The 26520-nt window shown below is 71.9% G+C and carries 27 protein-coding genes and 1 pseudogene; 13 read left to right on the plus strand and 15 right to left on the minus strand.

Going from position 1 to position 26520, the window contains the following annotated elements; all coding sequences use genetic code 11:
• Position 1: 1 nt before the first annotated feature.
• From N1F89_RS10360 to N1F89_RS10370, 3 genes are read right to left on the minus strand one after another with little or no spacing between them, the layout of a single operon-like run.
• On the minus strand, positions 2-2842 hold the full coding sequence (locus tag N1F89_RS10360; RefSeq protein ID WP_290083854.1) for a DUF4159 domain-containing protein: 2841 nt from the start codon (positions 2840-2842) through the stop codon (positions 2-4).
• Positions 2839-3756: a DUF58 domain-containing protein gene (locus N1F89_RS10365; protein WP_290083855.1), complete on the minus strand. Its 918-nt coding sequence runs from the start codon at positions 3754-3756 to the stop codon at positions 2839-2841. Before N1F89_RS10365 ends, N1F89_RS10360 begins: the two co-directional genes overlap by 4 nt.
• Positions 3757-3781: 25 nt before the next feature.
• On the minus strand, positions 3782-4792 hold the full coding sequence (locus N1F89_RS10370; RefSeq protein WP_290083856.1) for a MoxR family ATPase: 1011 nt from the start codon (positions 4790-4792) through the stop codon (positions 3782-3784).
• A gap of 151 nt (positions 4793-4943) precedes the next feature.
• Here N1F89_RS10370 and N1F89_RS10375 point away from each other — a divergent pair, with 151 nt between their 5' ends.
• The 3 genes from N1F89_RS10375 to N1F89_RS10385 are packed head-to-tail and all read left to right on the plus strand — an operon-like array spanning position 4944 to position 7473.
• Positions 4944-5570, plus strand: coding sequence for a DUF1285 domain-containing protein (locus N1F89_RS10375; protein ID WP_290083889.1), 627 nt, complete (start codon positions 4944-4946; stop codon positions 5568-5570).
• Positions 5567-6208 carry a CoA pyrophosphatase gene (locus N1F89_RS10380; protein WP_290083857.1) on the plus strand — a complete coding sequence of 214 codons (642 nt, stop codon included), beginning with the start codon at positions 5567-5569 and terminating at the stop codon, positions 6206-6208. The genes N1F89_RS10375 and N1F89_RS10380 overlap by 4 nt, the downstream gene beginning before the upstream one ends.
• Positions 6205-7473, plus strand: a complete 1269-nt coding sequence (locus N1F89_RS10385; protein WP_290083858.1) for a CCA tRNA nucleotidyltransferase — start codon at positions 6205-6207, stop codon at positions 7471-7473. Before N1F89_RS10380 ends, N1F89_RS10385 begins: the two co-directional genes overlap by 4 nt.
• Positions 7474-7643: 170 nt before the next feature.
• Here the strand turns inward: N1F89_RS10385 and N1F89_RS10390 are convergent, their stop codons facing one another.
• The 3 genes from N1F89_RS10390 to N1F89_RS10400 all read right to left on the minus strand — a co-directional run bounded on the left by N1F89_RS10390 (position 7644) and on the right by N1F89_RS10400 (position 11695).
• Positions 7644-7829, minus strand: a complete 186-nt coding sequence (locus N1F89_RS10390) for a DUF1059 domain-containing protein (protein ID WP_290083859.1) — start codon at positions 7827-7829, stop codon at positions 7644-7646.
• 111 nt (positions 7830-7940) lie between these two features.
• A complete protein-coding gene (locus N1F89_RS10395) occupies positions 7941-9809 on the minus strand; it encodes an ABC transporter ATP-binding protein (protein ID WP_290083860.1) in 1869 nt (622 codons plus the stop codon).
• Positions 9809-11695, minus strand: a complete 1887-nt coding sequence (locus N1F89_RS10400) for an ABC transporter ATP-binding protein (protein WP_290083861.1) — start codon at positions 11693-11695, stop codon at positions 9809-9811. Before N1F89_RS10400 ends, N1F89_RS10395 begins: the two co-directional genes overlap by 1 nt.
• Before the next feature lie 500 nt (positions 11696-12195).
• On the opposite strand from N1F89_RS10400, the gene N1F89_RS10405 reads away from it, so the two are divergent.
• Both N1F89_RS10405 and N1F89_RS10410 read left to right on the plus strand, forming a co-directional pair.
• Positions 12196-12660 (plus strand): tRNA (cytidine(34)-2'-O)-methyltransferase, encoded by a 465-nt coding sequence (locus tag N1F89_RS10405; RefSeq protein ID WP_290083862.1) that lies wholly within the window; start codon positions 12196-12198, stop codon positions 12658-12660.
• A gap of 180 nt (positions 12661-12840) precedes the next feature.
• A pseudogene (locus N1F89_RS10410) lies at positions 12841-12946 on the plus strand (slipin family protein); the annotation flags it as partial.
• Between the two features lie 99 nt (positions 12947-13045).
• On the opposite strand, the gene N1F89_RS10415 reads toward N1F89_RS10410, so the two are convergent.
• Positions 13046-13303 carry a hypothetical protein gene (locus N1F89_RS10415; protein WP_290083890.1) on the minus strand — a complete coding sequence of 86 codons (258 nt, stop codon included), beginning with the start codon at positions 13301-13303 and terminating at the stop codon, positions 13046-13048.
• A gap of 125 nt (positions 13304-13428) precedes the next feature.
• Here N1F89_RS10415 and hemF point away from each other — a divergent pair, with 125 nt between their 5' ends.
• Both hemF and N1F89_RS10425 read left to right on the plus strand, forming a co-directional pair.
• Complete coding sequence (gene hemF, locus N1F89_RS10420; RefSeq protein ID WP_290083863.1) at positions 13429-14340, plus strand: oxygen-dependent coproporphyrinogen oxidase; 912 nt, start codon at positions 13429-13431, stop codon at positions 14338-14340.
• Positions 14341-14440: 100 nt separating this feature from the next.
• Entirely contained in the window at positions 14441-14770 is a 330-nt protein-coding gene (locus N1F89_RS10425; RefSeq protein ID WP_290083864.1) for a DUF6665 family protein, read from the plus strand.
• 18 nt (positions 14771-14788) lie between these two features.
• Here the strand turns inward: N1F89_RS10425 and N1F89_RS10430 are convergent, their stop codons facing one another.
• Positions 14789-15244, minus strand: a complete 456-nt coding sequence (locus N1F89_RS10430) for a MarR family winged helix-turn-helix transcriptional regulator (protein ID WP_290083865.1) — start codon at positions 15242-15244, stop codon at positions 14789-14791.
• 269 nt (positions 15245-15513) lie between these two features.
• On the opposite strand from N1F89_RS10430, the gene petA reads away from it, so the two are divergent.
• The 4 genes from petA to N1F89_RS10450 all read left to right on the plus strand — a co-directional run bounded on the left by petA (position 15514) and on the right by N1F89_RS10450 (position 18919).
• Positions 15514-16077: a ubiquinol-cytochrome c reductase iron-sulfur subunit gene (petA, locus tag N1F89_RS10435; protein WP_290083866.1), complete on the plus strand. Its 564-nt coding sequence runs from the start codon at positions 15514-15516 to the stop codon at positions 16075-16077.
• 21 nt (positions 16078-16098) lie between these two features.
• Complete coding sequence (locus N1F89_RS10440; protein WP_290083867.1) at positions 16099-17400, plus strand: cytochrome b/b6; 1302 nt, start codon at positions 16099-16101, stop codon at positions 17398-17400.
• Positions 17401-17429: 29 nt separating this feature from the next.
• Positions 17430-18278 carry a cytochrome c1 gene (locus tag N1F89_RS10445; RefSeq protein WP_290083868.1) on the plus strand — a complete coding sequence of 283 codons (849 nt, stop codon included), beginning with the start codon at positions 17430-17432 and terminating at the stop codon, positions 18276-18278.
• A gap of 95 nt (positions 18279-18373) precedes the next feature.
• The gene (locus N1F89_RS10450; RefSeq protein WP_290083869.1) at positions 18374-18919 is read left to right on the plus strand and encodes an adenine phosphoribosyltransferase; all 546 of its coding nucleotides are present in this window, start codon (positions 18374-18376) and stop codon (positions 18917-18919) included.
• 4 nt (positions 18920-18923) lie between these two features.
• On the opposite strand, the gene N1F89_RS10455 is transcribed toward N1F89_RS10450, so the two are convergent.
• The 7 genes from N1F89_RS10455 to N1F89_RS10485 all read right to left on the minus strand — a co-directional run bounded on the left by N1F89_RS10455 (position 18924) and on the right by N1F89_RS10485 (position 24059).
• Positions 18924-19388: a MaoC family dehydratase gene (locus tag N1F89_RS10455; RefSeq protein ID WP_290083870.1), complete on the minus strand. Its 465-nt coding sequence runs from the start codon at positions 19386-19388 to the stop codon at positions 18924-18926.
• The gene (locus N1F89_RS10460) at positions 19385-19849 is read right to left on the minus strand and encodes a MaoC family dehydratase (RefSeq protein WP_290083873.1); all 465 of its coding nucleotides are present in this window, start codon (positions 19847-19849) and stop codon (positions 19385-19387) included. Before N1F89_RS10460 ends, N1F89_RS10455 begins: the two co-directional genes overlap by 4 nt.
• Before the next feature lie 68 nt (positions 19850-19917).
• Positions 19918-20544, minus strand: coding sequence for a hypothetical protein (locus N1F89_RS10465; protein ID WP_290083874.1), 627 nt, complete (start codon positions 20542-20544; stop codon positions 19918-19920).
• A 190-nt stretch (positions 20545-20734) separates the two neighbouring features.
• Positions 20735-21838: a redox-regulated ATPase YchF gene (gene ychF / locus N1F89_RS10470; RefSeq protein WP_290083875.1), complete on the minus strand. Its 1104-nt coding sequence runs from the start codon at positions 21836-21838 to the stop codon at positions 20735-20737.
• A 94-nt stretch (positions 21839-21932) separates the two neighbouring features.
• The gene (locus N1F89_RS10475; RefSeq protein ID WP_290083877.1) at positions 21933-22631 is read right to left on the minus strand and encodes an exopolysaccharide biosynthesis protein; all 699 of its coding nucleotides are present in this window, start codon (positions 22629-22631) and stop codon (positions 21933-21935) included.
• A gap of 3 nt (positions 22632-22634) precedes the next feature.
• Positions 22635-23348: an aminoacyl-tRNA hydrolase gene (gene pth, locus N1F89_RS10480; RefSeq protein ID WP_290083878.1), complete on the minus strand. Its 714-nt coding sequence runs from the start codon at positions 23346-23348 to the stop codon at positions 22635-22637.
• Positions 23349-23372: 24 nt separating this feature from the next.
• A complete protein-coding gene (locus N1F89_RS10485; protein ID WP_290083881.1) occupies positions 23373-24059 on the minus strand; it encodes a 50S ribosomal protein L25/general stress protein Ctc in 687 nt (228 codons plus the stop codon).
• 306 nt (positions 24060-24365) lie between these two features.
• Between N1F89_RS10485 and N1F89_RS10490 the strand changes: the two genes are divergently transcribed.
• Together N1F89_RS10490 and chrA are read left to right on the plus strand one after the other, a co-directional pair.
• Positions 24366-24791, plus strand: coding sequence for a hypothetical protein (locus tag N1F89_RS10490; protein ID WP_290083882.1), 426 nt, complete (start codon positions 24366-24368; stop codon positions 24789-24791).
• Between the two features lie 299 nt (positions 24792-25090).
• Complete coding sequence (chrA, locus tag N1F89_RS10495; RefSeq protein WP_290083883.1) at positions 25091-26428, plus strand: chromate efflux transporter; 1338 nt, start codon at positions 25091-25093, stop codon at positions 26426-26428.
• The last annotated feature ends 92 nt before the right edge of the window (positions 26429-26520 follow it).

Genomic DNA, 26520 nt, shown 5'->3' on the forward strand with positions numbered 1-26520 from the left:
CTCACTGCCCCAGCCGCTCGAGCAGGACCGGCACGTGCACCTGGTCCGATTTGTAGTTGCCGGTCAGCATGTACATCATGATGTTGACGCCGGCGCGGAAGGCGTAGACGCGCTGCAGCGGATCGGCCGGCACCGTCGGCAGCAGCGCACCGCCGTCGCTGTCGATCGCCCAGGCGCCGGCCAGGTCGTTGCCGGTGATCATGATCGGCGACACGCCGTCGCCGGTGCGCACCGGCCGGTCGGCGCGGCTTTCGGCGTCGAGCGCGGCCTCGACCCACAGCGGGCTGCCGCGGTAGCGGCCGGGAAACTCCGACAGGATGTAGAACGCCTTGGTCAGCACGTGGTCGTCGGGCACCGGCTCCAGGGCGGGCACGTTGAGGCCGGACAGGATGTCGCGCAGGCGCTGCGTGCCGGGGCTGACGGCGCCGCCGTCGCGGAAGCCGCCGGAGAACTGGTCGCGCGTGTCGAACAGCACCGTGCCGCCCTGGCGCATGTAGGCGTCGACGCGGGCGATCGCCGCCTCCGACGGCATCGCCGCGTCCGGCGCCATCGGCCAGTAGATCAGCGGGTAGAAGGCGAGCTCGTCGCTGTCGATGTCGACGCCGGCCGGCTCGCCCGGCTCGAAGGCGGTCTTCTGCGCCAGGAAGCGCGACAGGCCGGCGATGCCGGCGCGGCTCACCGAATCGATCGCCGAATCGCCGGTCAGCACATAGCCGATGCGCGTCTCGCTGATCGCCTCGATCACCGCCTGGTCGTCGGGCTGCTGGTCCGGCCGGGCGTCCTGCGCGGCGGCCGGATCGGCCGGCCACAGGCCAGCGGCGAGCACGAGAGCGAGCGCCGGCGCGGCGGCGGTGCGCGCCGCGCCGGGGCGGCGCCGCAGGCCGGCAAACAGGCCGCCGAGCCACAGGACGGCGAGCGCGTCGAGCGCCAGCAGGCCGAGGGAAGCGGCGAGCAGCGGCCCCTTGAGGTCGCGCGACTGGTCGAAGGCGTAGGAGGCGTCGGTCACCGGCAGCGCGGTGTCGGGCCGGGCGAGGGGGGCGAGCGTCGCCTTGGCGCCGAACAGGTTGTGCGCCACCACGCCGGCCTCGCTGCCGTAGAGGCCGGGCGGGTTGGCCAGCGTGACGGCACGCGGACCAGCGGCCGGCAGCGGCTCGGCCTGCGGCGGCGGCGGCACCAGCGTGCCGTCGGCGCCGATCATGCGGTAGGGGGCGAGCGTGCCGGTGCCGCCGTCGGCGGCCGCATCGATGCGGCCCTGGTTGCGCGAGAGCTGCACCACGCGGCGCAGCATCTCGACGAAGCTGCCGGAGATCGGCAGGTTCGACCAGGTCGCCTCCGGCGTGACGTGGAACAGCACCACCATGCCGTCGCCGCGCTGCGCGCCGGTGACGAGCGGCGTGCCGTCGGCGAGGTTGGCCCAGGTGCGCTCGACGATCTCGGCCGACGGCTCGGCCAGCACCTGCCGGCGCACCGTCACGTCGCGCGGCGGGGCGAGGTCGGCGAACGGCCCGGCCGGCGGAAACTCCGTCACCGGCTGCGGCTCGGTCCACGACAGCGTGCCGCCGAGCGAGCGCTCGCCGAGCCGCAGACGCACCGGCAGCAGCTCGGGATCGTTCTCGGCGACGGCGAGCCGCGGTCCGGCGAAGCGCACCAGCGTGCCGCCGCCGCGCACCCACTCGACGAGCCTTTCGCGCGCCGCCTCGGGCAGCGTGCCGACATCGGCCATGACGATGATCGCCGGGCCGCGCTCGATCAGCTCGGGGATCGCCTCGGTCGCTTCCAGCCGGCTCGGCTCGACGAGGTCGGCGTAGGGCGCCAGGGCGCGGCGGATGTAGTAGAGCGGCGACAGCAGCGGCTGCGCCTGGTCGGCCTCGACGGGCGACAGCAGCCCGACGCGGCGGCGCCGCGCGTTCTCGTCGAGCACGTGCAGGCCGCCGGCATGGCGCTCGCCCTCCAGGGCGACGGCGGCGAAGTCGTTGCGCAGCTCGAAGGGCACGGCCATGTCGGCGAAGGCGCTGGTCTCGCCGGGGCCGAAGGCGAGCGCGGCCTCGGCGATGCGCCGGCCCTTGTCGTCGGAGGCGAAGACGGCGAGCCGGCGCGGCGCGGCGTCGCCCGGCGCCCGGACGGCCGAGACGCGGAAGGCCTCCGGCCGGTTTTCGGCGGCCGTCACCACGGCCGTCGACAGGCCGTCGGGCGAAAACCACAGGACGCGCGCCGCGCCGGCGGCGAACAGCGTCTCGAAGGCCGCCTCGTCGCCCTCGGCCGCCAGCCCGTCGGCGAGCACGGCGATGGCGGCGCCCGGCAGGTCGGCGAGGGCGTCGGCGACGCGGGCATAGGTGCCGGGCCGGTCGGTCGGCACGGGCTGCGGCGCGGCCGCGTTGAGCCGCTCGAGCGCGGCGTCGGCGCCGAACGGGCCGATCTCGGCATTGGCCGGCTCGGCGGTCATCGCCAGCACCACCGGCACGCCGCCGTCGCGCGCGTCGGCGATCAGCCGTTCGGCGGTGGCGGCGCGGCGGTCCCAGTCCGGCGCGCTCGCCCAGCCGTTGTCGACGACGAGCGCCAGCGCCCGGCCCTCGGCGGCCAGCCGCTCGCGCGGGTTGAGCACCGGATCGGCGAGCGCCAGGATGACGAGCGCGGCGATCGCCAGGCGCAGCAGCGTCAGCCACCACGGGCTTTGATGCGGCGTCTCCTCCGTCTTCAGCACCCGGGCGAGGATGCGCAGCGGCGGGAAGACCTCCGTCTGCGGCCGCGGCGGCGTGAGCCGGAGCAGCCACCAGATGACCGGCAGCGCCACCAGGCCCCACAGCACGAGCGGCTGCGCGAAGGACAGCGCCAGCGCGTTCATGCGCGCGTTCCCGCGCGGTAGCCGGCGTCCTCCGACATCGCCTGGTGCACCTTGACCAGCGCCTCCGAGGCGAGCCGGTCGGTGTGGTTGACCGTCAGGCTCCAGCCGAGCCGCTTGCACCAGGCGGAAAGCTCGGCGCGGCGCGCGAGATAGAGCCGGCGGTACTCCTCGCCGAGCGCCTCGGCGCGGCCGGCCGTCAGCCGGGCGCCGGTCTCGGGATCGCGGAACTCGGTGCGGCCGGAATAGGGAAACACCTCCTCGGCCGGGTCGGCGACCTCGATCAGATGGGCGCGCGCGCCGCGCTGGGCGAGCGGCTCGAGCCAGGCGACGGTGTCCTCGACCGGGTCGAGGAAGTCGCTGACGAGCACGACGTCGCTGAAGCGGCGCACGGCGCCGAGGTCCGGCCGCGCCGGCGGCGCCTTGGCCTGGGCGAGCTGCGCGGCCAGCCGCTCGGCGCCGTGGCGCGAGACGAAGGGGTCGGTCAGTCCCGGCCAGGCGATGCGCTCGCCGCTGCGCGACAGAAGCTCGGCCAGCGCCAGCGCCAGCACCAGGGCGCGCGAATCCTTCGCCACAGCGGCGCTGGCCGACTTGTAGAGCATGGAGGGCGAGGCGTCGGCCCACAGCCAGATGGTGTGCGAGGCCTCCCACTCGCGGTCGCGCACGTAGAGCTGGTCGTCGCGCGCCGAGCGGCGCCAGTCGATGCGGGCGATCGCCTCGCCCTCGACATAGGGGCGGAACTGCCAGAAATTCTCGCCGATGCCGCGCTTGCGCCGGCCGTGCCAGCCGGCGATCACGTTGTTGGCGACGCGGCGGGCCTCGACCAGCAGGTCGGGCACCATCGAGGCGCGCATGCGCGCCCGCGCCAGCGCATCGGGCAGCCCGACGGAGGAGGTGGCTTCGCCGACGCGCGCCATCAGCCGCCCATGCGCCGGCGGCCGGTCATCGGCGTGCGGCCTCGACGAGACGCGCGATCACGTCGCGCACGCTGGTGCCCTCGGCGCGGGCGGCGAAGGTGAGCGCCATGCGGTGCTGCAGCACCGGCTCGGCGAGCGCGTAGACGTCGTCGACCGACGGCGCCAGGCGGCCGTCATAGAGCGCGCGGGCGCGCGCGCACAGGGTCAGCGCCTGGCTGGCGCGCGGGCCGGGTCCCCAGGCGACGTGCGCGTCGGTCTCGGCATTGCCGAGGCCGGGCCGGGCCGAACGCACCAGCCTGAGAATCGCCTCGACGACGCTCTCGGGCACCGGCATGCGGCGAATCAGCATCTGGATTTCCTTCAGCCGGACGTCGGCCAGCACGTTCTCGGCCTTCGCCTCCTCCATGCCGGTCGTCTCCAGCAGGATGCGCCGCTCCGCCTCGATCTCGGGATAGAGGATGTCGATCTGCATCAGGAAGCGGTCGAGCTGCGCCTCGGGCAGGGGATAGGTGCCCTCCTGCTCGAGCGGGTTCTGCGTCGCCAGCACGTGGAACGGCGCCGGCAGGTCGTGGCGGTGGCCGGCGACCGTGACGTGGTACTCCTGCATCGACTGCAGCAGCGCCGACTGGGTGCGCGGGCTGGCGCGGTTGATCTCGTCGGCCATCAGGAGCTGGGCGAAGATCGGCCCCGGCAGGAAGCGGAAGGAACGGCGGCCGCCTTCGCCCTCTTCCATAACCTCGGAGCCGAGAATGTCGGAGGGCATCAGGTCGGGCGTGAACTGGATGCGCCGCGAATCGAGGCCGAGCACGGTGCCGAGCGTGTCGACCAGCTTGGTCTTGGCGAGCCCCGGCACGCCGACCAGCAGCGCGTGGCCGCCGGCGAGGATCGCCACCAGGGCGCGCTCGACCACCGCCTCCTGGCCGTAGATCACGCGGCCGACGGCCTCGCGCACGCGGCCGATGTCGCCGAGCGCGCGCTCGGCCTCGGCGATCATTTGCTTTTCGGACGGCTTGTCGTCCTTGACGGCGATGCTCATGCGGCCGGCTCCCTGACCCACGCGCCGGATGGCGCGAACCCGCCGCGGCGGCGACGTTCGGCGGGCGAGTCGGACCGGCGCCACGGCATGGGGTGAACTTAAAACACTGTCCAAGGCTGACAAGCGGAAGAAGAGTGACTATTTCGTGACCATGAGCGAATCCGACGACATGCCGCAGGGCATCGCGAAGGCCGGCGATGCGGGCGCGCTGGAGGCGCTGGTCGGGCGCGCGGCGCGCGCCGGCAAGGGACCGCCGCCGGTCGAGCGCTGGGACCCGCCGTTCTGCGGCGATCTCGACATGGAAATCCGCGCCGACGGCACCTGGTTCTATCTCGGCACGCCGATCGGCCGCCTGCCGCTGGTGCAGCTCTTCTCCTCGGTGCTGCGCAAGGACGCGGACGGCCGCACCTATCTGGTGACGCCGGTGGAAAAGGTCGGCATCCGCGTCGAGGACGCGCCCTTCGTCGCCGTCGAGATGGCGGTGGCGGGCGCCGGCGCGGAGCAGGTGCTCACCTTCCGCACCAATGTCGGCGACGTGGTCGAGGCCGGGCCGGAGCATCCGCTGCGCTTCGTCGACGAGCCCGAGACGGGCGGGCTGAAGCCCTATGTCCACGTGCGCGGACGGCTCGAGGCGCTGGTCGCGCGGCCGGTGCTCTACGAGCTCGCCGAGATCGGCGAGGAGGTCGAGATCGACGGCCGGGCGATGTTCGCCGTGCGCTCGCACGGCGCGCTGTTCCCGGTCATGCCGGTCGAGCGCCTGAGGGCGCTGTCGGCGTGAGCGCGCAGCCGGACATCGCCGGGTCGCTGTCGGCGGCGGATTTCCGTGCGCGCGCGGCGCGCCAGACGGGTCCGTGGGCGCGCGACGCCTATGGCGACCACAGCCTCAACCCGGACCTGGCGCCGCTGATCCTGAGGCCCGACCTGCGCGACGCGGCCGTGCTGGTGCCGGTCGTCGACCGGCCGGACGGCGCCACCGTCATCCTGACCAAGCGCACCGCCGCGCTGCGCAGCCATTCCGGCCAGATCGCGCTGCCCGGCGGGCGCATCGACGACACCGACGCCTCGCCCGAGCATGCCGCGCTGCGCGAGGCGGAGGAGGAGATCGGCCTGAAGCCGGCCGAGATCGAGCTCGTCGGCCGCATGCCCGACTACGTGACGGGCAGCGGCTACCGCATCGCGCCGGTGCTCTCGGTCGTGCGGCCGGGCTTCACGCTGGCGATCAACCCGCACGAGGTGGACGACGCCTTCGAGGTGCCGCTCGGCTTCCTGATGGACCCGGCCAACCACCGGCGCGAAAGCCGCGTGTGGCAGGAGCGCGAGCGCTATTACTACACGATGCCGTTCGGCGGCCGTTTCATCTGGGGCGTGACGGCGGGCATCCTGCGCACGCTCTACGAGAGGCTCTACGCATCGTGAGCCCGTCGATCGCAGAGCGCGCGCCGTGGCTCGCCGAGCCGGCGCTGCAGCGCCTGCTCGCGGCGCTGTCGGACGGCGGCGAGGAGGCGCGCATCGCCGGCGGCGCGGTGCGCAACACGCTGCTCGGCGAGCCGGTCACCGACATCGACATCGCCACCACGACGCCGCCCGACGAGACGATGGCGCGCGTCGCGGCGGCCGGCTTCCGCGCCGTGCCGACCGGCTACGAGCACGGCACGGTGACGGCCGTCGTCGAGGGGCGCGGCTACGAGGTGACGACGCTGCGCGCCGACGTCGAGACGCATGGCCGCCATGCCACCGTGCGCTTCGGCCGCGACTGGAAGCAGGACGCCGAGCGGCGCGACTTCACCATCAACGCGCTCTACGCGGCGGCCGACGGCACGGTGATCGACCTGGTCGGCGGGCTCGCCGACCTGGAGCGCCGCACGCTGCGCTTCATCGGCAGCGCCGAGGCGCGCATCCGCGAGGACTATCTGCGCATCCTGCGCTTCTTCCGCTTCTTCGCCTGGTACGGCGACGGCCGGCCGGACGCCGAAGGGCTGAAGGCATGCGCGCGGCTGAAGGACGGTCTTGCCGGGCTGTCGGCCGAACGCGTGTGGAGCGAGCTGCGCCGGCTGCTCGGCGCGCCCGATCCGTCGCGCGCGCTGCTGTGGATGCGCCAGACCGGGGTGCTGACGGCGGTGCTGCCGGAAAGCGAGAAATGGGGCATCGACGCGATCCACCCGCTGGTCGAGGCCGAGCGGGCGCTCGGCTGGGCGGTCGATCCGATGCTGCGCCTCGAAGCGGTGGTGCCGCCCGACGCGGCCCGCATGGAGGCGCTGGCGCGGCGCCTGAAGATGGCGCGCGCGGAGGCCGACCGGCTGACGCGCTGGGCGATGGCCGACACGCCGACCCCGGCGCTGTCGACCGCCGCGCTGCGCCGGCTCGCCTATCGCGGCGACCGCCAGGCGCTCGCCGACCGGCTGCGGCTGGCCGCCGCCGCCGCGCGCGGCCGCGCGGCCGACGACGGTGCCGCGCTCGAGGCGGCGGCCGGCCATCTGCGCCAGCTCGACGCGCTCGCCGGCTGGCAGCCGCCGCGCTTTCCCGTCACCGGCAAGGATCTCGCCGGCCTCGGCGTGCCGCCGGGTCCCGGCATGGGCGCGCTCCTGGCGGAGCTGGAAGGCGCGTGGCTCGACTCCGACTTCACGCTCGACCGCGCAGCGCTGCTTGCCCGCGCGGCCGAGACGGCCGGCGGGAGCGACTGAGGCCGCCGTCCCGCGCGCCGTTCCGCCTGTCGCGGACCGGCAGACCGGCTCCAGGCTATAGCGTTTCGAGGCGAAGTGGACGCCGGTTCGCCGTCCGGAAACGCGTCACGACAACGGGTTAGAGCCGGTTTCCGGTCTGCCGGGAAACGCTCTTCGCCGCGCGGCCGGCGTCAGGCTGCGTCCTTGGAATCGGTGATGCGCGAGCGGATCGCCTCGATCATCGTCTCGCGGATGACGGTCTCGCCATGCGTCTCGCGCATGTGCGCGACGGCGCGGCGCATCACCTCGGCCTCTTCCTCGTGCCTCGTGTGCCAGTCGCAGCCGGGCACCAGTTCGCCGCAATGGAACGTCTTCATGGCCGTTTCCTCCTCTGCGTCGTCCGCTTCGGGTCAACGCGTCCAGCATAGCACGAAATGCGGCACGAGATTGAACGCCGCGCAGCGCCGCGCCGCGGCGTCGACCGCGCGCTACTCGGCGGCCAGCCGGTCGCCGAGAAAGCCGCCCGACTGGCGCTTCCAGAGCTGCGCGTAGAGCCCGCCGGCGGCGATCAGCTCGTCATGCGTGCCCTGCTCGACGATGCGGCCCGCGTCGATGACGATCAGCCGGTCGAGCGCGGCGATGGTCGACAGCCGGTGCGCTACGGCGATCACCGTCTTGTTCTCCATCAGCCGGTAGAGATTGTCCTGGATCGCCGCCTCGATGTCGGAATCGAGCGCCGAGGTGGCCTCGTCGAGGATCAGGATCGGCGCGTCCTTGAGCATCATGCGGGCGATCGCGATGCGCTGGCGCTGGCCGCCCGACAGCTTGACGCCGCGCTCGCCGACATGCGCCTCGTAGCCCTTGCGGCCGCGCTGGTCCTCGATGCCCTGGATGAAGTCGTGCGCGGCGGCGCGCCGGGCGGCGGCGACGATCTCGTCCTGCGAGGCGCCGGGCCGACCGTAGGCGATGTTGTCGCGGATCGAGCGGTGCATCAGCATCGGCTCCTGGCTGACGACGCCGAACTGGTCGCGCAGCGAGGCCTGGGTGACGGCGCGGATGTCGCGCCCGTCGACCAGGATGCGGCCGGATTCCACGTCGAACAGCCGCAGCATCAGGTTGACGACCGTCGTCTTGCCGGCGCCCGACGGGCCGACCAGCGCGACGCGCTCGCCCGGCCGGATGTGCAGGTCGAGCCCCTCGATGATGCCGCCCGACTTGCCGTAGTGGAAGGAGACGGCCTCGAAGCGGATGTCGCCGCGCGCGCGCGGCATGACCTCGGCATCGGCCGCGTCGCGGATGGCCGGCTCGACCGAGATCACCGTGGTGGCGTCCTGCACCGTGGCGTAGGCGCGGATCAGGCCGTTCATGTTCATCATCATGTAGCCGGACATCTGGTTGAGCCGGAACACCAGGCCCATGGCCGCGGCGATGGCGCCGGTGGTGGCGCTGCCGGCCATCCACGCGTTGAGGGCGATCAGGAAGACCGCCGTCATCATGATGCCGTTGAGGATGGCGATCGAGCCGCGCACGCTGGTGATCGCCCGCGTCAGCCCCTTCACCGCCTCGACATACCGCGCCATGCCGTCGTGCACGAAGGCGTGCTCGCGGCGGCCGCTGTCGAACAGCTTGACGGCCATGATGTTGGTGAAGGCGTCGACCAGCCGGCCGTTGAGCACCGAGCGCTCGTCGGCGGTGCGCCGGCCGGCGCGGCGCAGCGGCGGCAGCAGCAGCCAGGCGAGCGTCAGATAGGCGGCGAGCCACAGGCCGAGCACAAGGCCCATCGCCGGATCGAGCACGGTGAGGATGGTGCCGGCCAGCACCAGGAAGGTGAGAAAGCTCCACAGCGTCTGCAGCGAGGAGACGATGAAGTCGCCGGTCGATTCGCCGCCCTGCAGGATCTTGGTGGCGATGCGGCCGGCGAAGTCGTTCTGGTAGAACTCGTAGGGCTGCTCGATGACGCGCCGGAACGACTGCCAGCGCACGAGCTGGTAGAAGTTGGGCACGATCATCTGCTGCTCGACCAGCGCGTTGGCGATCATCACCGCCGCGCGCACCACCAAGACGAGCGCGACGAAGCCGGCCAGCGCCGGCCAGTGGTCCTGCAGCAGGGTGGCCGGCGAGGCGGCGTCGAGCAGGTCGATCAGCCAGCCGAGCGACCAGTAGAGCGCGGCGTCGACCGCACCGTTCAGCCCGCCGACGACGAGCAGCAGCACGAAGGGCCACTTCGCCTGGGCGGCGAAGAAGCGGATGAAGGCGAAGGCGCCGCGCGGCAGCACCTCGCGGTCGGTGTCGGCGAAGGGGTCGACGACCCCTTCGGGAATGCGCCACAGGCGCTCGCGCAGCGACGGACGGTCCACTATTCGGCGGCCTCCGCCCGGTCGTCGTCGTCCGCCGGCGCCTCGCCGACGTCGAGGAAACCGCCCGACTGGTGCTGCCAGAGCTGGGCGTAGAGCCCGCCGGCGGCGACCAGCTCGTCATGCGTGCCCTGCTCGACGACGCGCCCCTTGTCGAGCACGATCAGCCGGTCGAGCGCGGCGATGGTCGACAGGCGGTGCGCGATGGCGATCACGGTCTTGCCCTCCATCAGGCGGTAGAGGTTCTTCTGGATCGCCGCCTCGACCTCCGAATCGAGCGCCGAGGTCGCCTCGTCGAGCACCAGGATCGGCGCGTCCTTGAGCATCAGCCGGGCGATGGCGATGCGCTGGCGCTGGCCGCCCGACAGCTTGACGCCGCGCTCGCCGACATGCGCGTCGAGCCCCGTGCGGCCCTCCGAATCGACGAGCTCGGCGATGAAGTCGTCGGCCTCGGCGCGTGCGGCGGCCGCCCACACCGCCGCGTCGTCGGCGCCGGGATGGCCGTAGGCGATGTTGTCGCGCACCGAGCGGTGCAGCAGCGCGGTGTCCTGGCTGACGACGCCGATGTGGCTGCGCAAGCTGTCCTGCGTCACGCCGGCGATGTCCTGGCCGTCGATCAGGATGCGCCCGCCCTCCAAATCGTAGAGGCGCAGCAGCACGTTGATGAGCGTCGACTTGCCGGCGCCGGAGCGCCCGACGACGCCGACCTTCTCGCCCGGCTCGACGGTCAGCGTCAGGTCCTCGATCACGCCGCGCTCCTTGCCGTAGTGGAATCGGATGCTGCTGAAGTCGATGCGGCCCTCCGGCACGGCGAGGTCGCGCGCCTTCGGCCGGTCCAGGACCGCGCGCGGGCGCGCGATGGTGTTCATGCCGTCCTGCGCCATCCCGACATTCTCGAAGACGGCGGCCAGTTCCCACATAATCCAGTGGCTCATGCCTTCAAGACGCATCACCAGGCCGATGGCCACGGCGATGGCGCCGACGCTCGCCGTGCCGGTCGTCCACGACCAGATGCCGACGCCGGCGACGGCGAACAGAAGCAGCGCGTTCGACAGCGTCAGCCCGAAGTTGAGCTTGGTCACGTAGCGCATCTGCGGATGCACCGTGTCGAGGAACTGCGCCATCGCCTGGCGGGCATAGCCTTCCTCGCGGCCGGCATGGGCGAACAGCTTGACCGTCATGATGTTGGTGTAGCTGTCGACGACGCGTCCCGTCATCGCCGCGCGCGCGTCGGCCTGGCGGCTGGAGACGTCGCGCAGCCGCGGCAGGTAGTGGCGCAGCAGCACCGAGTAGAAGGCCAGCCAGGCGAGGAAGGGCACCATCATCCACAGGTCGAAGCTCGCCACCAGCACCAGCGCGGCGCCGAAATAGACCGCGACGTAGACGAAGACGTCGAGCGCCTTGGTGACCATCTCGCGCACGCCGAGCGCGCCCTGCATCACCTTGGTGGCGATGCGGCCGGCGAACTCGTCCTGGTAGAAGCCGAGGCTCTGGCCGAGCAGGTAGCGGTGCGCCTGCCAGCGGATGATCATCGGATAGTTGCCGAAGATCGTCTGGTGCATCAGCAGGCTGTGCATGAGCGCCAGCACCGGCAGCACGACGAGCACCAGCACGCCCATCAGGGCGAGGCTCAGCGCCTCGTCGCGCAGGAACGTGCCGCGGTCGGCGCCCGACAGCCAGTCGACGATGTCGCCGACGAAGCTGAACACGACGACCTGCAGCATGGCATAGACGGCGGTCAGCACGGCGACGGCGGCCAGCCACGGCCAGATGTCGCGCGAATAATGCCAGGCGAAGGCGAACAGGCCGCGCGGCGGTTGCTCCGGCGTCTGCGGCGGGAAGGGGTTCACTCGGGTCTCGAACCAGCGGAACATGGCGTGTGCTTTCATCGTATCGGGCGTCGGGCGCGGCGCTGTCGGTCGCTGTCGACCGGCGCTGCGGAGAGGATCGGCATCGAGGCGGCGGGTGGCCGTGCGCCGGCGCCAGGGTGCCGGGCCGCCGCACGGACGGCGCGCAGCGCGCGGGGCGCCGGGCATGGCGCGTTCGCGGCGACGGCGTGTCGGGGCTTGCGGCCCCCGGGCGTGTCGTCAGGCATGCGGCGAATCCCTGTTGTCCGGATCGGGGTCCGGCGGGATTCGCTCGTGCGGTGCGTCAGCTTGCGGGTGGGCGCGGGGGAACGAAAACCGCCGTCAGGCGCGGGCCTCTCGGCGCGGCGTGCGCGGGAGGGCCGGGAATGCGACGATCGTGATGTCCATGTCGGCCTCCGACGGTTTGCGTTGACAAGCGCAGGCTTATAGCCGGATTGGGCGGGGCTGGCCATAGCCGGCCGGCCGCCACCGCGCCGCGGCGCGGGAGGTGTTGCCGAACTGCAACGAGAAGGCTTCGCCGCATGCAACCGCAACCAGGCCTTGCGCTGGCGCTCTACCAGCCCGACATCGCCGGCAACACGGGGGCCGTGCTGCGTCTGGGCGCCTGCCTCGGGCTCGCCGTCGAGATCGTCGAGCCGGCCGGCTTCGACCTGTCGGATCGGGCGCTGCGCCGGGCCGGCATGGACTATGCGGCGCGGGCGCGGCTGACGCGGCATGTCGCCTGGGAGGCCTTCGAGGGCTGGCGTCGCGGCGCCGGCCGCCGCCTCGTCGCCTTCACCACGGCGGCCGAAACGGCCTACACCGGTTTCGCCTTCCGCGCCGACGACGTGCTGCTGTTCGGCCGCGAGTCGGCCGGCCTGCCGGCGCATGTGCACGCGGCGGCCGAGGCCAGGCTGCTGATCCCCATGCAGCCGGGCGCGCGCAGCCTGAACGTCGCGATGGCCGCGGCGATGGCCGCCGGCGAGGCGTTGCGCCAGCTCGCATGAGGGGCTGCGGTCGTGCGCTGCAGGCATGGGGCGGTCGGTCCTTTGCCGGGCGCGCCGGCCGCTGTCGGCTGCGCGCGTCGGCACGGAGATAGGTCCTCAACCATGGTTGAGGTCAAGGGTCGGCCGCGGCGCGGCCGCGCGAAGCGCCGCCGCGCCCTGCCAAACCGCGTCGTTCCGCGCGAGCAGCAGGCGGCGCAGAAGCCGTTCGAGGCGGCCGGAGATCCTGGCGAAGGAGCCGCAGGCCATGCAACTGCGCTATCTGAGCTCGCTCAACTTCATCGCCGGCTAGAAGAACTCGACCATCATCTTCCCGTTCCCGACGGAGCTGGCGAGCCTGCTGCCGGTCTCGCAACGCAGGTCGGCGGGCGCGTGAGGCGAGGGCGCGTCAGTCGGCGGTGGGCAGGCGGCGCATGGTGAACTCGATGACGTCGCCGGGCCGCACCGACCAGCTCTCGATCTCGGTCCAGTAGGCCTGCTTGGGCCAGCGGTCGAACCACTCGCGCGCCTTGGCGCGCGCGTCGGAGCGCGGCAGCAGGAAGGTCTCGCGCACGAAGCCGTCGCGCGGCAGGCGCTTGCCATCGGCGCGCGTCTTGTCGAGACTGCGCTTCAGGCTGTCGAGGGGCGGCTTGGCCGGGACGCGCACCAACTGGTCTCCTTGACCCTCCCGCCCAGAAGATTAGGCAAGTGGCGGGCCGATGGCGAGTCCTTTGTCCCCGCGCCGGGCGGGGCGGGGCGGCATCGGCCGCAGCGGCGGCGAGGGAGCACGCAATGGAAAGACCGCAGATGCCGACCGGCCTGCCGGAGGGGATCGAGGACAAGAAGGCGGCGGCCAGGGCCTGGTTCGAGACGCTGCGCGACCGCATCTGCGCCGCCTTCGAGCGGCTCGAGGACGAGCTGTCGGGGCCGCTGTCGGACCGTCCGGCCGGCCGCTTCGAGCGCACGCCGTGGCAGCGCGAGGGGGGCGCGGGCGGCGGCGGCGTGATGTCGCTGATGCACGGCCGCGTGTTCGAGAAGGTCGGCGTGCACACCTCCACCGTGCACGGCGAGTTCTCGCCGGAGTTCCGCAAGCAGATCCCCGGCGCGGAGGACGATCCGCGGTTCTGGGCGTCCGGCATCTCGCTGATCGCGCATCCGCAGAACCCGCGCGTGCCGGCCGTGCACATGAACACGCGCATGGTCGTGACGACGCGACAGTGGTTCGGCGGCGGCGCCGACCTGACGCCGGTGCTGGAGCGCCGGCGCAGCCAGGACGACCCCGACGCGGTCGCCTTCCACGAGGCGATGAAGCTCGTCTGCGACAAGCACGCGGTGGCCGACCATGCGCGCTTCAAGGCGTGGTGCGACGAGTACTTCTTCCTGCCGCATCGCGGCGAGCCGCGCGGCATCGGCGGCATCTTCTACGACTGGCTGAAATCGCCGGACGAGCTCGGCGGCTGGGACGCCGACTTCGCCTTCACCCAGGACGTCGGGCGCGCCTTCGTGATCGTCTACGACCATCTCGTGCGGCGTCACTTCAACGACGCCTGGAGCGAGGAGGAGCGCGAGGAGCAGCTCGTGCGGCGCGGCCGCTACGTCGAGTTCAACCTGCTCTACGACCGCGGCACCATCTTCGGGCTGAAGACCGGCGGTCACGTGCCGGCGATCCTGTCGAGCATGCCGCCGCTCGTGCGCTGGCCGTAGCCGTGCCGCCGGCCGCCGGCTGTTGACGCGGGGCGGCCGCGCCGCCAGATTCGGCGGCACGGGCGTCCGCGGGCGGCGCTGCAAGCGATGACGAGGTGCCATGTCCGGTGCAAGCGACAACCAGCGCCACGCCGCGCTCGCCGCGGCGATCAGCGACCGCGGCCCGCTCGACCACGAGATCCTCGGCGAGAAGGCGGCGGCGCTCGGCCGCGCCGGCGAGCAGGCGGAAAAGACCCTGCGCCGGCTGCGCGAGGCCGAGGCGCAAGGCACCGCCGACGGCGAGGAGCGCGCGCGCCTGCAGAAGGCGGCGGCGCGCGCCGTCTATGCCTATTTCGTGCAGCGCGAGCTGTGCGGCCTGCGCCGGCACGACGAGATCGTGCGGCGGCTGGCCATCCCGCGTGCCGTGCTGGTGCGGCTCGGCGCCGTGTGAGCCGGGCGCGGCTGCCGCTCAGCCGGCGCGCGGCCGGTCGTCGAGGGCGGCGACGACGCGCTCGAGGTCGGCGAGGAAGCGCGCCCGCTCGGCCGGCTGCAGCCCGGACAGCGCCAGCGCATTGACCTCGGCGGCCGCCGCCATCACCGTGGCGGCCTTGGCTTCGGCGGCCGGCGTCAGCCGGATCAGGCTCTTGCGGCGGTCGTCCGGGTCGGGCTCGCGGGCGATCAGGCCGTCGCGCTCCATGCGCGTCAGCGTGGCGGCCATGGTCGGCTGTTCGATCGCCGCGCTCAACGCCAGCTCCTTCTGGGTCATCGTCGTTCCGCCGGCGAGCGCGAAGAAAACCGGCATGTGGCCGGAGGACAGGCCGTGCGGCGCCAGCCGCCGGTCGATGGCGCGCGCGAACAGCCGCGCCGCCCAGTTGGTCATGTAGCCGGCCGAGGCGCGGCGCGGGTCGTTCGGGAATGACACCATCGTCCACCTGTATCGCATGCTATGGATGCTGCACAGCCCCTTGCCGGCGCGGCCTGCAGGCCCCTGTGCAAGGCTTGCGACAAACTGCCGTCGACGCCACGCGACGTCTGGACAAGCGCAAGCGCGGCGCATAGAACCCTTCGCCAAATGCGGGGGGCCGAAGCCGGGTCGAGCCGGACCGTCGTCGTGGGGGACGATGGACGCGCCGGAGGCAGCGCTCCGGCATCGCTGGCTTTCCGGCAGTTTCGACGAAAGAGGATCACCGTCCCGTGAGCGCTACCGATTCGACCGAACACACCCGCCGCGACTTCCTCTACGTGGCCACCGGCATGGCCGGCGTCGTCGGCGCCGCCGCGGTCGCCTGGCCGTTCATCGACCAGATGCGGCCGGACGCCTCGACGCGGGCGCTGGCCTCGATCCAGGTCGACATCTCGGCCGTCGAGCCGGGCATGTCGCTGACCGTCAAGTGGCGCGGCAAGCCGGTGTTCATCCGCAACCGCACCGAGGAGGAAGTCCTGGCGGCGCGGGATGTTCCCCTCGACGATCTCAAGGATCCGCTGGCCCGCAACGCCAACCTGACCGGCCAGGAGCCGGCGACCGACGCGGCCCGTTCGGCCGGGGAGGGCCGCGAGAACTGGCTCGTGATGATCGGCGTGTGCACGCATCTGGGCTGCGTGCCGCTCGGCCAGGCCGGCGATTTCGGCGGCTGGTTCTGCCCGTGCCACGGCTCGCACTACGACACGGCCGGGCGCATCCGCAGGGGGCCGGCGCCGGAGAACCTGTACATTCCGACCTTCGAATTCGTTTCCGACTCGGTCGTTCAGATCGGCTAAGGCGCAAGGGGAATCACGATCATGAGCGGTGCACAGTCGACCTACACGCCGAAGACGGGAATTGGACGCTGGGTGGATGCCCGCATGCCGCTGCCGCGGCTGATGCACGATTCCTTCGTCGCCTATCCGGTCCCGCGCAACCTCAACTACGCCTACACCTTCGGCGGCATCCTCTCGATCATGCTGGTCGTGCAGATCCTGACCGGCGTCGTCCTGGCCATGCACTATGCGGCCAACACCGAGATCGCCTTCGGCTCGGTCGAGAAGATCATGCGCGACGTGAACTCGGGCTGGCTGCTGCGCTACCTGCACGCCAACGGCGCGTCCTTCTTCTTCGTCGCCGTCTATGTGCACATCTTCCGCGGCCTCTACTACGGCTCCTACAAGGCGCCGCGCGAGCTCCTGTGGATCCTCGGCTGCATCATCTATCTCTTGATGATGGCGACCGCCTTCATGGGCTACGTGCTGCCGTGGGGCCAGATGAGCTTCTGGGGCGCGACGGTCATCACCGGCTTCTTCACCGCCATCCCGCTGGTCGGCGAGTGGATCCAGCAGCTCCTGCTCGGCGGCTTCGCGGTCGACAACCCGACGCTCAACCGCTTCTACTCGCTGCACTACCTGCTGCCGTTCATGATCGCCGGCGTGGTGGTGCTGCACGTGTGGGCGCTGCACGTGACGGGGCAGACCAACCCGACCGGCATCGAGGTCAAGTCGAAGACCGACACGCTGCCGTTCACGCCGTATGCGACCGTCAAGGACGGCTTCGCGATGGTGCTGTTCCTCATCGTGTTCGCCTATTTCGTCTTCTACATCCCGAACTTCCTCGGCCATCCCGACAACTACATCGAGGCCGACCCGCTGAAGACGCCGGCGCACATCGTGCCCGAATGGTACTTCCTGCCGTTCTACGCCATCCTGCGCGCCGTCACCTTCGACATCGGCCCGATCAACTCCAAGCTGGGCGGCGTGCTCGCCATGTTCGGCTCGATCGCGGTGCTGTTCGTCGTGCCGTGGCTCGACACCTCGAAGGTGCGCTCAGCCGTCTACCGGCCCTGGTTCAAGCTGTTCTTCTGGCTGTTCTTGGTCAACGCCGTCTTCCTCGGCTGGCTCGGCTCGCGCCCGGCGGAAGGCATCTACGTGACGCTGATGCAGCTCGGCACGCTCTACTACTTCGCCTTCTTCCTCATCATCATGCCGCTGCTCGGGCTGATCGAGACGCCGCGCCGGCTGCCCAACTCCATCACCGAGGCGGTGCTGGACAAGAACAAGGGCGGCTCGGGCTCGCCGGCCGGTGCGACCGCGGCGCCGGAAGGCCGCGGCTGAGCGACGGCACGCTGAAAAGGGACTTTGCCATGAAGACGATTTTCCGCGGAGCCATCACGCTCGGCCTCGTTCTCGCCACCGCGCTGGCCGCCGGGGCGGCCGAAGAGGAGGGCGGCACGCCGCACTACCCGATCAAGAAGCCGACGGAGGAGAACTGGTCCTTCGAGGGGCCGTTCGGCACCTACGACAAGGGCCAGCTGCAGCGCGGCTTCAAGGTCTATCGCGAGGTCTGCGCGGTCTGCCATTCGCTCGACTACGTCGCCTTCCGCAACCTGGAGGACCTCGGCTACTCCGAGGCGCAGGTGCGCGCGATCGCCAGCGAGTACGAGGTCGAGGACGGCCCCGACAGCTTCGGCGACATGTTCATGCGCCCGGCCAAGCCGTCGGACACCTTCCCGCCGCCGTTCGCCAATCCCGAGCAGGCCGCCGCCGCCAACAACGGCGCGGTGCCGCCGGACTTCTCGCTGATCGCCAAGGCGCGCGCGGTCGAGCGCGGCTTCCCGACCTTCGTGTTCGACGTCTTCACGCAGTATGCCGAAAGCGGCGTCGACTACATCCACGCGCTGCTGACCGGCTACCAGGACCCGCCGGAGGGCGTGGAGGTTCCCGAGGGCACCTACTACAACCCGTACTTCCTGTCGGGCTCCTCGCTCGCCATGGCGCAGCCGCTGTTCGACGGTCTCGTCACCTATGACGACGGCGCGCCGGAGACCGTCGACCAGTATGCCCGCGACGTCTCGGCCTTCCTGATGTGGGCCGCCGAGCCGCATCTGGAGGAGCGCAAGCGCACCGGCTTCAACGTCATGGTGTTCCTGGTGCTGTTCGGCGCGCTGGTCTACCTGACGAAGCGCAAGGTCTGGTCGACCACCGAGCACTGAGCGCCGGCAAGGCGCGCGACGAGGGGCGCCCCGGCCGGGCGCCCTTTTCTTTGGCCGCGCGAGGCGGCATGAATGGTGGCGAACGGGGTCCTGCCATGCAAACCAGCCTGCAAGACACGCTGCTCGCGGCCATCCGCACGATCCCCGACTATCCCAAGCCGGGCATCCGGTTCCGCGACATCACCACGCTGCTCGGCGACGCGCGCGCCTTCCGCCGCGCCGTCGACGAGCTCGTGCATCCCTATGCCGGCTCCAAGATCGACAAGATCGCCGGCATCGAGGCGCGCGGCTTCATCCTGGGCGGCGCCATCGCGCACCAGCTGTCCTCCGGCTTCGTGCCGATCCGCAAGAAGGGCAAGCTGCCGCACGAGACCGTGCGGGTGGCCTACAGCCTGGAATACGGCATCGACGAGATGGAGATGCACAAGGACGCGGTGGCCGCCGGCCACAAGGTGATCCTGGTCGACGACCTGATCGCCACCGGCGGCACCGCCGAGGGCGCGGTCAGGCTGCTGCGCCAGATGGGGGCGGAGATCGTCGCGGCCTGCTTCGTCATCGACCTGCCCGACCTCGGCGGCCGCGCCAGGCTGGAGGCGCTCGACGTGCCGGTGCGCACGCTGGTCTCCTTCGCCGGCGATTGAGGTCTCAGCCCGCCTTCACCAGCACCGCGTTCTCGAAGAACAGCACCGGCGCGCCGTCCTGGTTGACGCCGCCGGCCTCCACGGTGGCGATGTGCCAGCCCGGACGCGAGGCGAGCGGCCGGTGGCCGGTCACCGTGCGCGTGTAGGTGATGGTGTCGCCGGCATAGACGGGCTTCAGCCAGCGCAGATTGGAGAAGCCGGGCGAGGGGCCGAAGGTCGGTCCGTCCGTCTCGCCGCCCGTCTCGCCGCCGTCCTCGCGGGTGGCGAGGTTGTAGCGCATCCACATGGCGCAGGTGTGCCAGCCCGAGGCGCACAGCCGGCCGAAGACGCTGTGGCGCGCGGCCTCCTCGTCGACATGGAAGCGCTGCGGGTCGTACTGCGCCGCGAAGCGCTTGATCTCGTCGGCGCCGAAGGTGTGGCTGCCGAGCGTCACGGTCTCGCCGACGCGCAGGAAGCTGTCGAGCGTCACTGGCCGTCTCCGGGGTTGCGCAGCAGGAACATGCCGACATTCTCCAGTTCGAGCACGGTCTCGCCGCGCTGGTTGACGAGCGTGTGGCGGCAGGTGACGTAGCCGAGGTTCGGCCGGCGCGCGCGCCGCCGGCCGGTGACGACGCTGGTGCCGCTCAGCGTGTCGCCGGCCAGCACCGGCTTGCGCCAGCGCGCCTGCTCGACGCCGGGGGCGCCCTGCGAGGTGGAATCGAGCAGGAAGGCGTCGCACAGCATGCGCATGAACATCGCGCAGGTGTGCCAGCCGGATGCCGACAGCCCGCCGAGCACGCTCGCCTTGCCCGCCGCCTCGTCGAGATGCATCGGCTGGGCGTCGAACTGCGAGGCGAACGCGATGATCTCCTCCGCGCTCACCGTCTTCGTGCCGAGGTCGAAGGTGCGGCCCTCGACGAGATCTTCATAGGCCCAGGTCGGGTCGGTCATCGGCGATTCCGTTCAAGCTTCAACGGTCGGGACAATGTCTTCAACCGGGCGGCGGTGCAAGCCGTCGCTCACATCTGGTGGCCGGGGATGGACAGCACGAAGTAGAGCGGCACGGCGGCATACATGGCGATCGCCAGCCCGGCCAGGCCGCGCACCAGGAGGTGGCGGAAGCGACGCCAGACGACGACGGCGCAGGCGATGCCGAGCAGCGCCTCGGCGGCGCTCCACCAGGTGCCGAAATGCGCCGGGTCCCAGTAGGAGACGGGCGAGGCGAAGGTCCAGCGCGACAGCGGCCAGAACTGCATGTGCGCGTCGTCGCGGTGCAGCAGGAAGTCGCTGGCGGCGTGCAGCAGCGCGGCGAGGGCGAAGACCGTCAGCGCCGCGCCGGGCGTGTCGGCGTTCGCGCGGCCGCCGCTCGCGGCGGCCCGGCGACGCCACAGCAGACCGCCGGCCAGCAGCAGGCCGAGGAGCACGAAGGAGTGGCTGGCGCCGAGCAGCGTCGGCATCGGCTCGCGCCAGTAGAGCACGTCGAACACGGCGGCGTTGTCGTAGCCGGCGGTGCGGGCGCCGACGAAGAAGGCATAGAGCGGCAGATCGGGCGCCAGGCCGCCGGCGACGGCGGCCAGGCTCTGCGCCGGCAGGCCGGCCCGGGCGAACAGGGCGGCGCCGAGGAGGACGTGGGTCTGCGTGTTCATGCGTGCGGTCTGGCCTGTGCCGGGATCGGCGCCGCGCCGGGCGGCGCCTGCCGCATGGCGCGGCCGGGCGGTCCCGCCCGACGGCGCAGGCATGCGGCGCCGTCAACCATAGCGGGCATCCAGCCGGCGGCAAGCCGCGGCCCGCATTCGGGCGTCACGGGGCGGCATGCGCCCGCCGTCGCCGGCCGCCTCACACGTTGAACTTGAACAGCATCACGTCGCCGTCCTGCACGACGTACTCCTTGCCCTCGTCGCGCGCCTTGCCGGCCTCGCGCGCCGCGACCTCGCCGCCGAGCCCGACGAAATCGTCATAGGCGATGGTCTGGGCGCGGATGAAGCCGCGCTCGAAATCGGTGTGGATGACGCCGGCCGCCTGCGGCGCGCGGGCGCCGCGGCTGACGGTCCAGGCGCGCGCCTCCTTCGGCCCGGCGGTGAAGAAGGTGATCAGGTCGAGCAGCGCGTAGCCCTCGCGGATCAGCCGGTCGAGGCCGGGCTCCTCGAGGCCCATGGCGTCGAGATACTCGCGCGCCTCGTCGTCGGCGAGCTGCGCCACCTCGGCCTCGATGGCGGCCGAGATGACGACGGTGCGCGCGCCCTGGCGGGCGGCCATCTCCTCGACGGCGCGGCTGTGCGCATTGCCGGTCGCGGCGTCGGCCTCGGCGACGTTGCAGACGTAGAGCACCGGCTTGGCCGTCAACAGGTTGAGGCCGCGCAGGATGCGCAGGTCCTCCGCCGCCAGCTCGGGCAGCAGCAGGCGCGCCGGCTTGCCGTCCTGCAGCAGCGCCAGCGCGCGCTCCATCATCGGCAGGAGGGCGATCGCCTCCTTGTCCTTGCCGGTGGCGCGCTTGCGCGTCTGCAGGCTGCGCCGCTCCAGGCTCTCCAGGTCGGCGAGCATCAGCTCGGTCTCCACCGTGTCGGCATCGGCCACCGGGTCGATGCGTCCCTCGACATGGGTGACGTCGTCATCCTCGAAGCAGCGCAGCACGTGCACCACCGCATCGACCTCGCGGATGTTGGCGAGGAACTGGTTGCCGAGGCCCTCGCCCTTGGAGGCGCCGCGCACCAGGCCGGCGATGTCGACGAAGGAGATGCGGGTGGGCACCACCTCCTTCGACCTGGCGATCGAGGCGATCCTCGCCAGCCGCGGGTCGGGCACCGCCACCTCGCCGGTGTTCGGCTCGATGGTGCAGAAGGGGTAGTTGGCGGCCTGGGCGGCCGCGGTGCGGGTGAGCGCGTTGAAGAGCGTCGACTTGCCAACGTTGGGCAACCCAACGATGCCGCATTTGAAACCCATGGGAGAAAATTCCTGTCGCTGTCGCCGGCCGGCGGTCGGTGCGGGTTTGGGCAATGCCGGCGCGGCCGTCAACCCCCGGCGGCGATGCCGGGCCTCAGGTCGCCAGCAGCCAGCCGAGCGTGGCCGCGCCGGAGACCACGGCGAGCCCGATCAGAACCAGCAGGCCGTCGCGCGTCACCAGCGCCAGGGCGAAGAAGGCGACCGCCGTGGCGATGATCGACGAGGACATCGGCACCAGCTCGAAGAACGGGATGACGAGCCCGCCGGCCAGGCACAGCAGCGCCGGCACGATGCTGAACGGCTTCTCGGTCAGGAAGGCCAGCCGGCGCCGCGTCCAGCGGTCGACGAAGGCGGCGGGCCGGCGCAGGAAGCGGTTGGCCCGGTCGAGCTGGTCGCGGCCGACGGTGCGCCGGCGCAGCATGCCGGGCAGCCACAGCGTGCGCCGGCCGATGACGATCTGCACCGCCACCAGCGCGATCAGCATGCCGCCGATCGACGACAGGCCCGGCACGCCGCTCGCCGGCGAGATGAGGATGAGCGCCGGCACCAGCAGGAGCGGGCTGAAGGCGCGCGCGCCGATCGTGTCGACGATCTCGGCGACCGCCACGCGCGGCCCCCGGCCGGCGCGCTCGAGCCGCTCGAGCAGCGCGGTCAGGCTGTTCGGACCATGGTCGTCGTGCCCGGCCGGGCTCCCGGCGTCGGCCGGACCGTCGTCCCGCGGCGCGTCGGCCGGCGCCGCTGCGTCGTCCGTCCGTTTCGGCTCGTCGCCGTCCTGCGGCCCGGCGCCGCGCATCGGTCAGTCGCCCTTGCCGAGCAGGCGGCGCAGCATGGCGGCCATCGGCCCGCTCTGCGGCGGCTCGACCTGCGGCGTCTTCGGCCGCGCCTGGGGAATGTGGCTGCGGCCGCGGGCCGCAGTGCCGTCGCCGCGCCTTGCCGGGCTGGCGGCGGGAGCGGCGAGGCTGATCCGGTTCATGAAGCCCGGCTCGTCGCCCTTGACCAGCAGGTCGGCATGGTCGGCCAGCGCGTCGAGCAGCGGCTCGAGCCAGGTCTGGTCGGCCTTGGCGAAATCGCCGAGCACGTGGCCGGTGACTTTGTCCTTGTGGCCGGGATGGCCGATGCCGATGCGCACGCGCCGGTAGTCGCGGCCGCAGTGCTGGTCGATCGAGCGGATGCCGTTGTGGCCGCCGGCGCCGCCGCCGGTCTTCACCCGCACCTTGCCCGGCGCCAGGTCGAGCTCGTCGTACAGGACGACCAGATCGGCGGGCGTGAGCTTGTAGAAGCGCATCGCCTCGCCGACCGACTGGCCGGACCGGTTCATGTAGGTCTGCGGCTTGACGAGCAGCACCTTCTCGCCGGCGAGACGGCCCTCGGCGACGAGCGCGCCGAACTTCTTCGTCCAGGGCGAAAAGGAATGGCGGCGGGCGATCGCGTCCGCCGCCATGAAGCCGACATTGTGCCGGTGGCCGGCATATTGCTGGCCGGGATTGCCGAGCCCTGCGATGAGCAGCATGCCGAACCCCTTGCGGGAAGCGGGCTAGTCCTGCCCCTCTTCGCCGCTCTCCTGCGCCTCGCCCTCGGCGGACTCGGCCTCTTCGGCCTCGCCTTCGGCCGGCGCGGCTTCCTCGGCCTCTTCCTCCGCCTCGTCGGACGGCATGGCGGCCGGCGCGGCGATGGTGGCGATGGTGAAGTCGCGGTCGGTGATCGTCGGCTCGACGCCGTCGGGCAGCGTCACGGCCGAGATGTGCACCGAATCGCCGATGTCGAGGCCGGTCAGGTCGATCTCCAGCGCATCGGGAATGGCGGTGGCCGGCGCGGTGCACTCGACCTCGTAGCGCACGACGTTGAGCACGCCGCCGCGCTTCAGGCCGGGCGATTCCTCCTCGTTGAGGAAGTGCACGGGGATGTTCACGGTCACCACCGTGTCCTTGCCGATGCGCAGGAAGTCGACGTGGATCAGGAAGTCGCGCACCGGCTCGAGCTGGTAGTCCTTGGGCAGCACCTGGACCTTCTTGCCGTCGACCTCGATCGTGGCGATGGTGGTCAGGAAGCCGCCGGACTGGATGCGCTTGTAGGTTTCCTTGTAGGGCAGGGTGATCGCCTGCGGGGGCTGCTTGCCGCCGTAGATGACGGCGGGCACCTTGCCGTTGCGGCGAATCTGCCGGGCGGACCCCTTACCGACCCGTTCGCGCGCCTCGGCCTTCAGCTCGTAAGCCTGGCTCATGGCATTGTCCTTTCACTGTGCGTCTGGAGCGCCTGCGGCCCGCGCGGCGGAACCGAAGGCGTCGAATGCGGCGCCCGTCCGTGCCGGCCTGGCCGGTGCGACATGCCGCTTCGGCCCGCGCTGCCTCCAAGGGTGTCTGCGCGGACCGGCGCTCTATACAGAAAGCCTTGCGGCAGGGCAAGCGCGGCCGGCGGCGCGGCGGCGGTGGAACCGGGCGCGGGCCGGCGCGTTGTGGGCGCGGGTGCAGTGCGGGCGCGGACGAACCGCGCGTGAGCAAAAAACCCCGACCCCGAAAGGACCATTGCCATGAAACGGCTTGTGATGACCGTCGCAGTTTCCGCCCTGGCGCTGTCGCCGGCGCTGGCGCAGGAGAAGTCCGGCGCCACGGAGGGCGCGCCGTTCCTCGACACGACCGACGCGATGATCGAGGGCAACTCCATCACCAACGTCTCGGTGCAGATCGACCAGCCCGGCTACATCGTCATCCACGACGAGGCCGCCGGCGCGCCGCCTGCCTCGCTCGGCCATCTGGCCATCCAGCCGGGCAAGACCGGCGACCTGACGATCGAGGCCGAGGGCGAGCTCGACCCGGCCAACAACATCACGCTGATGCTGCACTACGAGACCAACGACAACAACACCTACGACTTCGGCCCCGGCATGACCGATGTCGATGGCCCGGTGTCGGTCGGCGACGCGGTGGTCACCGCGCCGGTCGACGGCGGCATGTAAGTCCGGTCCGGCTTCGGCCGCGAACAGGGCGGGTCCCGCGGGGCCCGCCCTTTTTCGTGCGGCGGACGGCCGTCCGCCGCACGGCTCGACATCGGCGCGGCGATCGCGCAGGACTGTCGCAAAAGCGTCGCGCGCATCGACGATAGCCGTGCGGGCGCCATGCAGCGGGGCCGGCTCGCCCGGCGGCGCATCGCTGCGGCGGCAGAACCGACGGGTGGGACCATGACGGCCTGCGATCACCGCTTCACGCGTTTCGGCACCGCGGCGCCGCTCGCCGCCCGTTCCGGCGCGCCCGCGCCATGACGGTCTCTCCGGCGACCGGCGAGGGGGAGCGGACGATCCGGCCGGGCTTCGGCGAGGCGGTGCGCGCCTTCGCGCGCATCGGCCTGTTGTCGTTCGGCGGCCCGGCCGGCCAGATCGCGCTGATGCACCGCGTGCTGGTCGAGGAGAAGCGCTGGCTCGACGAGGCGCGCTTCCTGCATGCGCTCAACTACTGCATGCTGCTGCCGGGGCCCGAGGCGATGCAGCTCGCCACCTATGCGGGGTGGCTGACGCACGGCGTGCGCGGCGGGCTGGCGGCGGGGCTCTTGTTCGTCGCGCCGGGCGCGGCGGTGCTGGTGGCGCTGTCGGCGCTCTATGTCGCGTGGGGCGACCTGCCGCTGGTCGAGGGGCTCCTGTTCGGGCTCAAGGCGGCGGTGCTCGCCATCGTGCTGGAGGCGCTGGTCAAGGTGTCGCGGCGCGCGCTGACCGGCCCGGCGATGGCGGCGGTCGCGCTCGCCGCCTTCGTGGCCATCGCCCTCCTGGCGGTGCCGTTTCCGCTCATCATCCTGGCCGCCGCGCTCGCCGGGGCGGCGCTGCACCGGCTGCGCGGCGGTGCGACCGGCGGGCCGGAGGCCACGATTTCGGCGCGCGACGGCGCGGGCGGGCCCGGCCGGCTCGTGCGCAACGCGGCACCCTGGCTGGCGCTCTGGTTCGTGCCGCTCGGCGGCCTGCTCGCCGCGCTCGGGCCGGGCAACGTCTATGCCGACGCGGCGGCGTTCTTCTCCAAGATGGCGGTGGTCACGTTCGGCGGCGCCTATGCGGTGCTCGCCTACGTGGCGCAGCAGGCGGTCGAGGTTTATGGCTGGCTGCAGCCCGACGAGATGCTGACCGGGCTCGGGCTCGCCGAGACGACGCCGGGGCCGCTGATCCTGGTGCTCGTGTTCGTCGGCTTTCTCGGCGGTGCGCGGCTGTCGGGCTTCGAGCCGCTGACCGGCGGCCTGGCGGGCGCGCTGGTGACGCTGTGGTTCACCTTCGTGCCGTGCTTCCTGTGGATCTTCGCCGGCGCGCCCTATGTCGAGCGCGTGCGCGGCGTGCGCTGGCTGGCGGCCGCGCTGGCCGCCGTCACCGCGGCGGTGGTCGGCGTGATCGCCAATCTGGCGCTGTGGTTCGCCGTCCACGTGCTGTTCGCGGAGGTGGTCGAGGGGCGGATCGGCCCCTTGCGGTTCGACCGGCCGGTGCCGACGACGCTCGACTGGACGGCGCTCGGCCTGGCGGTGCTCGCCGGCGTGGCGCTGATCGGCCTGCGCTTGCCGCTGCTTGCCGTGCTCGGCGGGGCCGCGGCGGCCGGCATCGCGCTGCGGTTCGCCGGATTTTAGAGCCGTTCTGCGTTTCACGGAATCGCAGACCGGCTCTAACTCATTGTTTTCCCGCGTTTCCGAACGGCGAACCGGTTTCCACTTCGCCTGGA

It is taken from the genome of Aquibium sp. A9E412 (genome assembly GCF_030398335.1).
Lineage (GTDB): Bacteria > Pseudomonadota > Alphaproteobacteria > Rhizobiales > Rhizobiaceae > A9E412.

Coding starts and splice junctions, on each gene's coding strand:
- N1F89_RS10360 (WP_290083854.1), bottom strand. CDS start 2,842: ATGAACGCGCTGGCGCTGTCCTTCGCGCAGCCGCTCGTGCTGTGGGGC.
- N1F89_RS10365 (WP_290083855.1), bottom strand. CDS start 3,756: ATGGCGCGCGTCGGCGAAGCCACCTCCTCCGTCGGGCTGCCCGATGCG.
- N1F89_RS10370 (WP_290083856.1), bottom strand. CDS start 4,792: ATGAGCATCGCCGTCAAGGACGACAAGCCGTCCGAAAAGCAAATGATC.
- N1F89_RS10375 (WP_290083889.1), top strand. CDS start 4,944: ATGAGCGAATCCGACGACATGCCGCAGGGCATCGCGAAGGCCGGCGAT.
- N1F89_RS10390 (WP_290083859.1), bottom strand. CDS start 7,829: ATGAAGACGTTCCATTGCGGCGAACTGGTGCCCGGCTGCGACTGGCAC.
- N1F89_RS10400 (WP_290083861.1), bottom strand. CDS start 11,695: ATGAAAGCACACGCCATGTTCCGCTGGTTCGAGACCCGAGTGAACCCC.
- N1F89_RS10405 (WP_290083862.1), top strand. CDS start 12,196: ATGCAACCGCAACCAGGCCTTGCGCTGGCGCTCTACCAGCCCGACATC.
- hemF (WP_290083863.1), top strand. CDS start 13,429: ATGGAAAGACCGCAGATGCCGACCGGCCTGCCGGAGGGGATCGAGGAC.
- N1F89_RS10425 (WP_290083864.1), top strand. CDS start 14,441: ATGTCCGGTGCAAGCGACAACCAGCGCCACGCCGCGCTCGCCGCGGCG.
- N1F89_RS10430 (WP_290083865.1), bottom strand. CDS start 15,244: ATGGTGTCATTCCCGAACGACCCGCGCCGCGCCTCGGCCGGCTACATG.
- N1F89_RS10440 (WP_290083867.1), top strand. CDS start 16,099: ATGAGCGGTGCACAGTCGACCTACACGCCGAAGACGGGAATTGGACGC.
- N1F89_RS10445 (WP_290083868.1), top strand. CDS start 17,430: ATGAAGACGATTTTCCGCGGAGCCATCACGCTCGGCCTCGTTCTCGCC.
- N1F89_RS10450 (WP_290083869.1), top strand. CDS start 18,374: ATGCAAACCAGCCTGCAAGACACGCTGCTCGCGGCCATCCGCACGATC.
- N1F89_RS10460 (WP_290083873.1), bottom strand. CDS start 19,849: ATGACCGACCCGACCTGGGCCTATGAAGATCTCGTCGAGGGCCGCACC.
- N1F89_RS10465 (WP_290083874.1), bottom strand. CDS start 20,544: ATGAACACGCAGACCCACGTCCTCCTCGGCGCCGCCCTGTTCGCCCGG.
- ychF (WP_290083875.1), bottom strand. CDS start 21,838: ATGGGTTTCAAATGCGGCATCGTTGGGTTGCCCAACGTTGGCAAGTCG.
- N1F89_RS10475 (WP_290083877.1), bottom strand. CDS start 22,631: ATGCGCGGCGCCGGGCCGCAGGACGGCGACGAGCCGAAACGGACGGAC.
- pth (WP_290083878.1), bottom strand. CDS start 23,348: ATGCTGCTCATCGCAGGGCTCGGCAATCCCGGCCAGCAATATGCCGGC.
- N1F89_RS10485 (WP_290083881.1), bottom strand. CDS start 24,059: ATGAGCCAGGCTTACGAGCTGAAGGCCGAGGCGCGCGAACGGGTCGGT.
- N1F89_RS10490 (WP_290083882.1), top strand. CDS start 24,366: ATGAAACGGCTTGTGATGACCGTCGCAGTTTCCGCCCTGGCGCTGTCG.
- chrA (WP_290083883.1), top strand. CDS start 25,091: ATGACGGTCTCTCCGGCGACCGGCGAGGGGGAGCGGACGATCCGGCCG.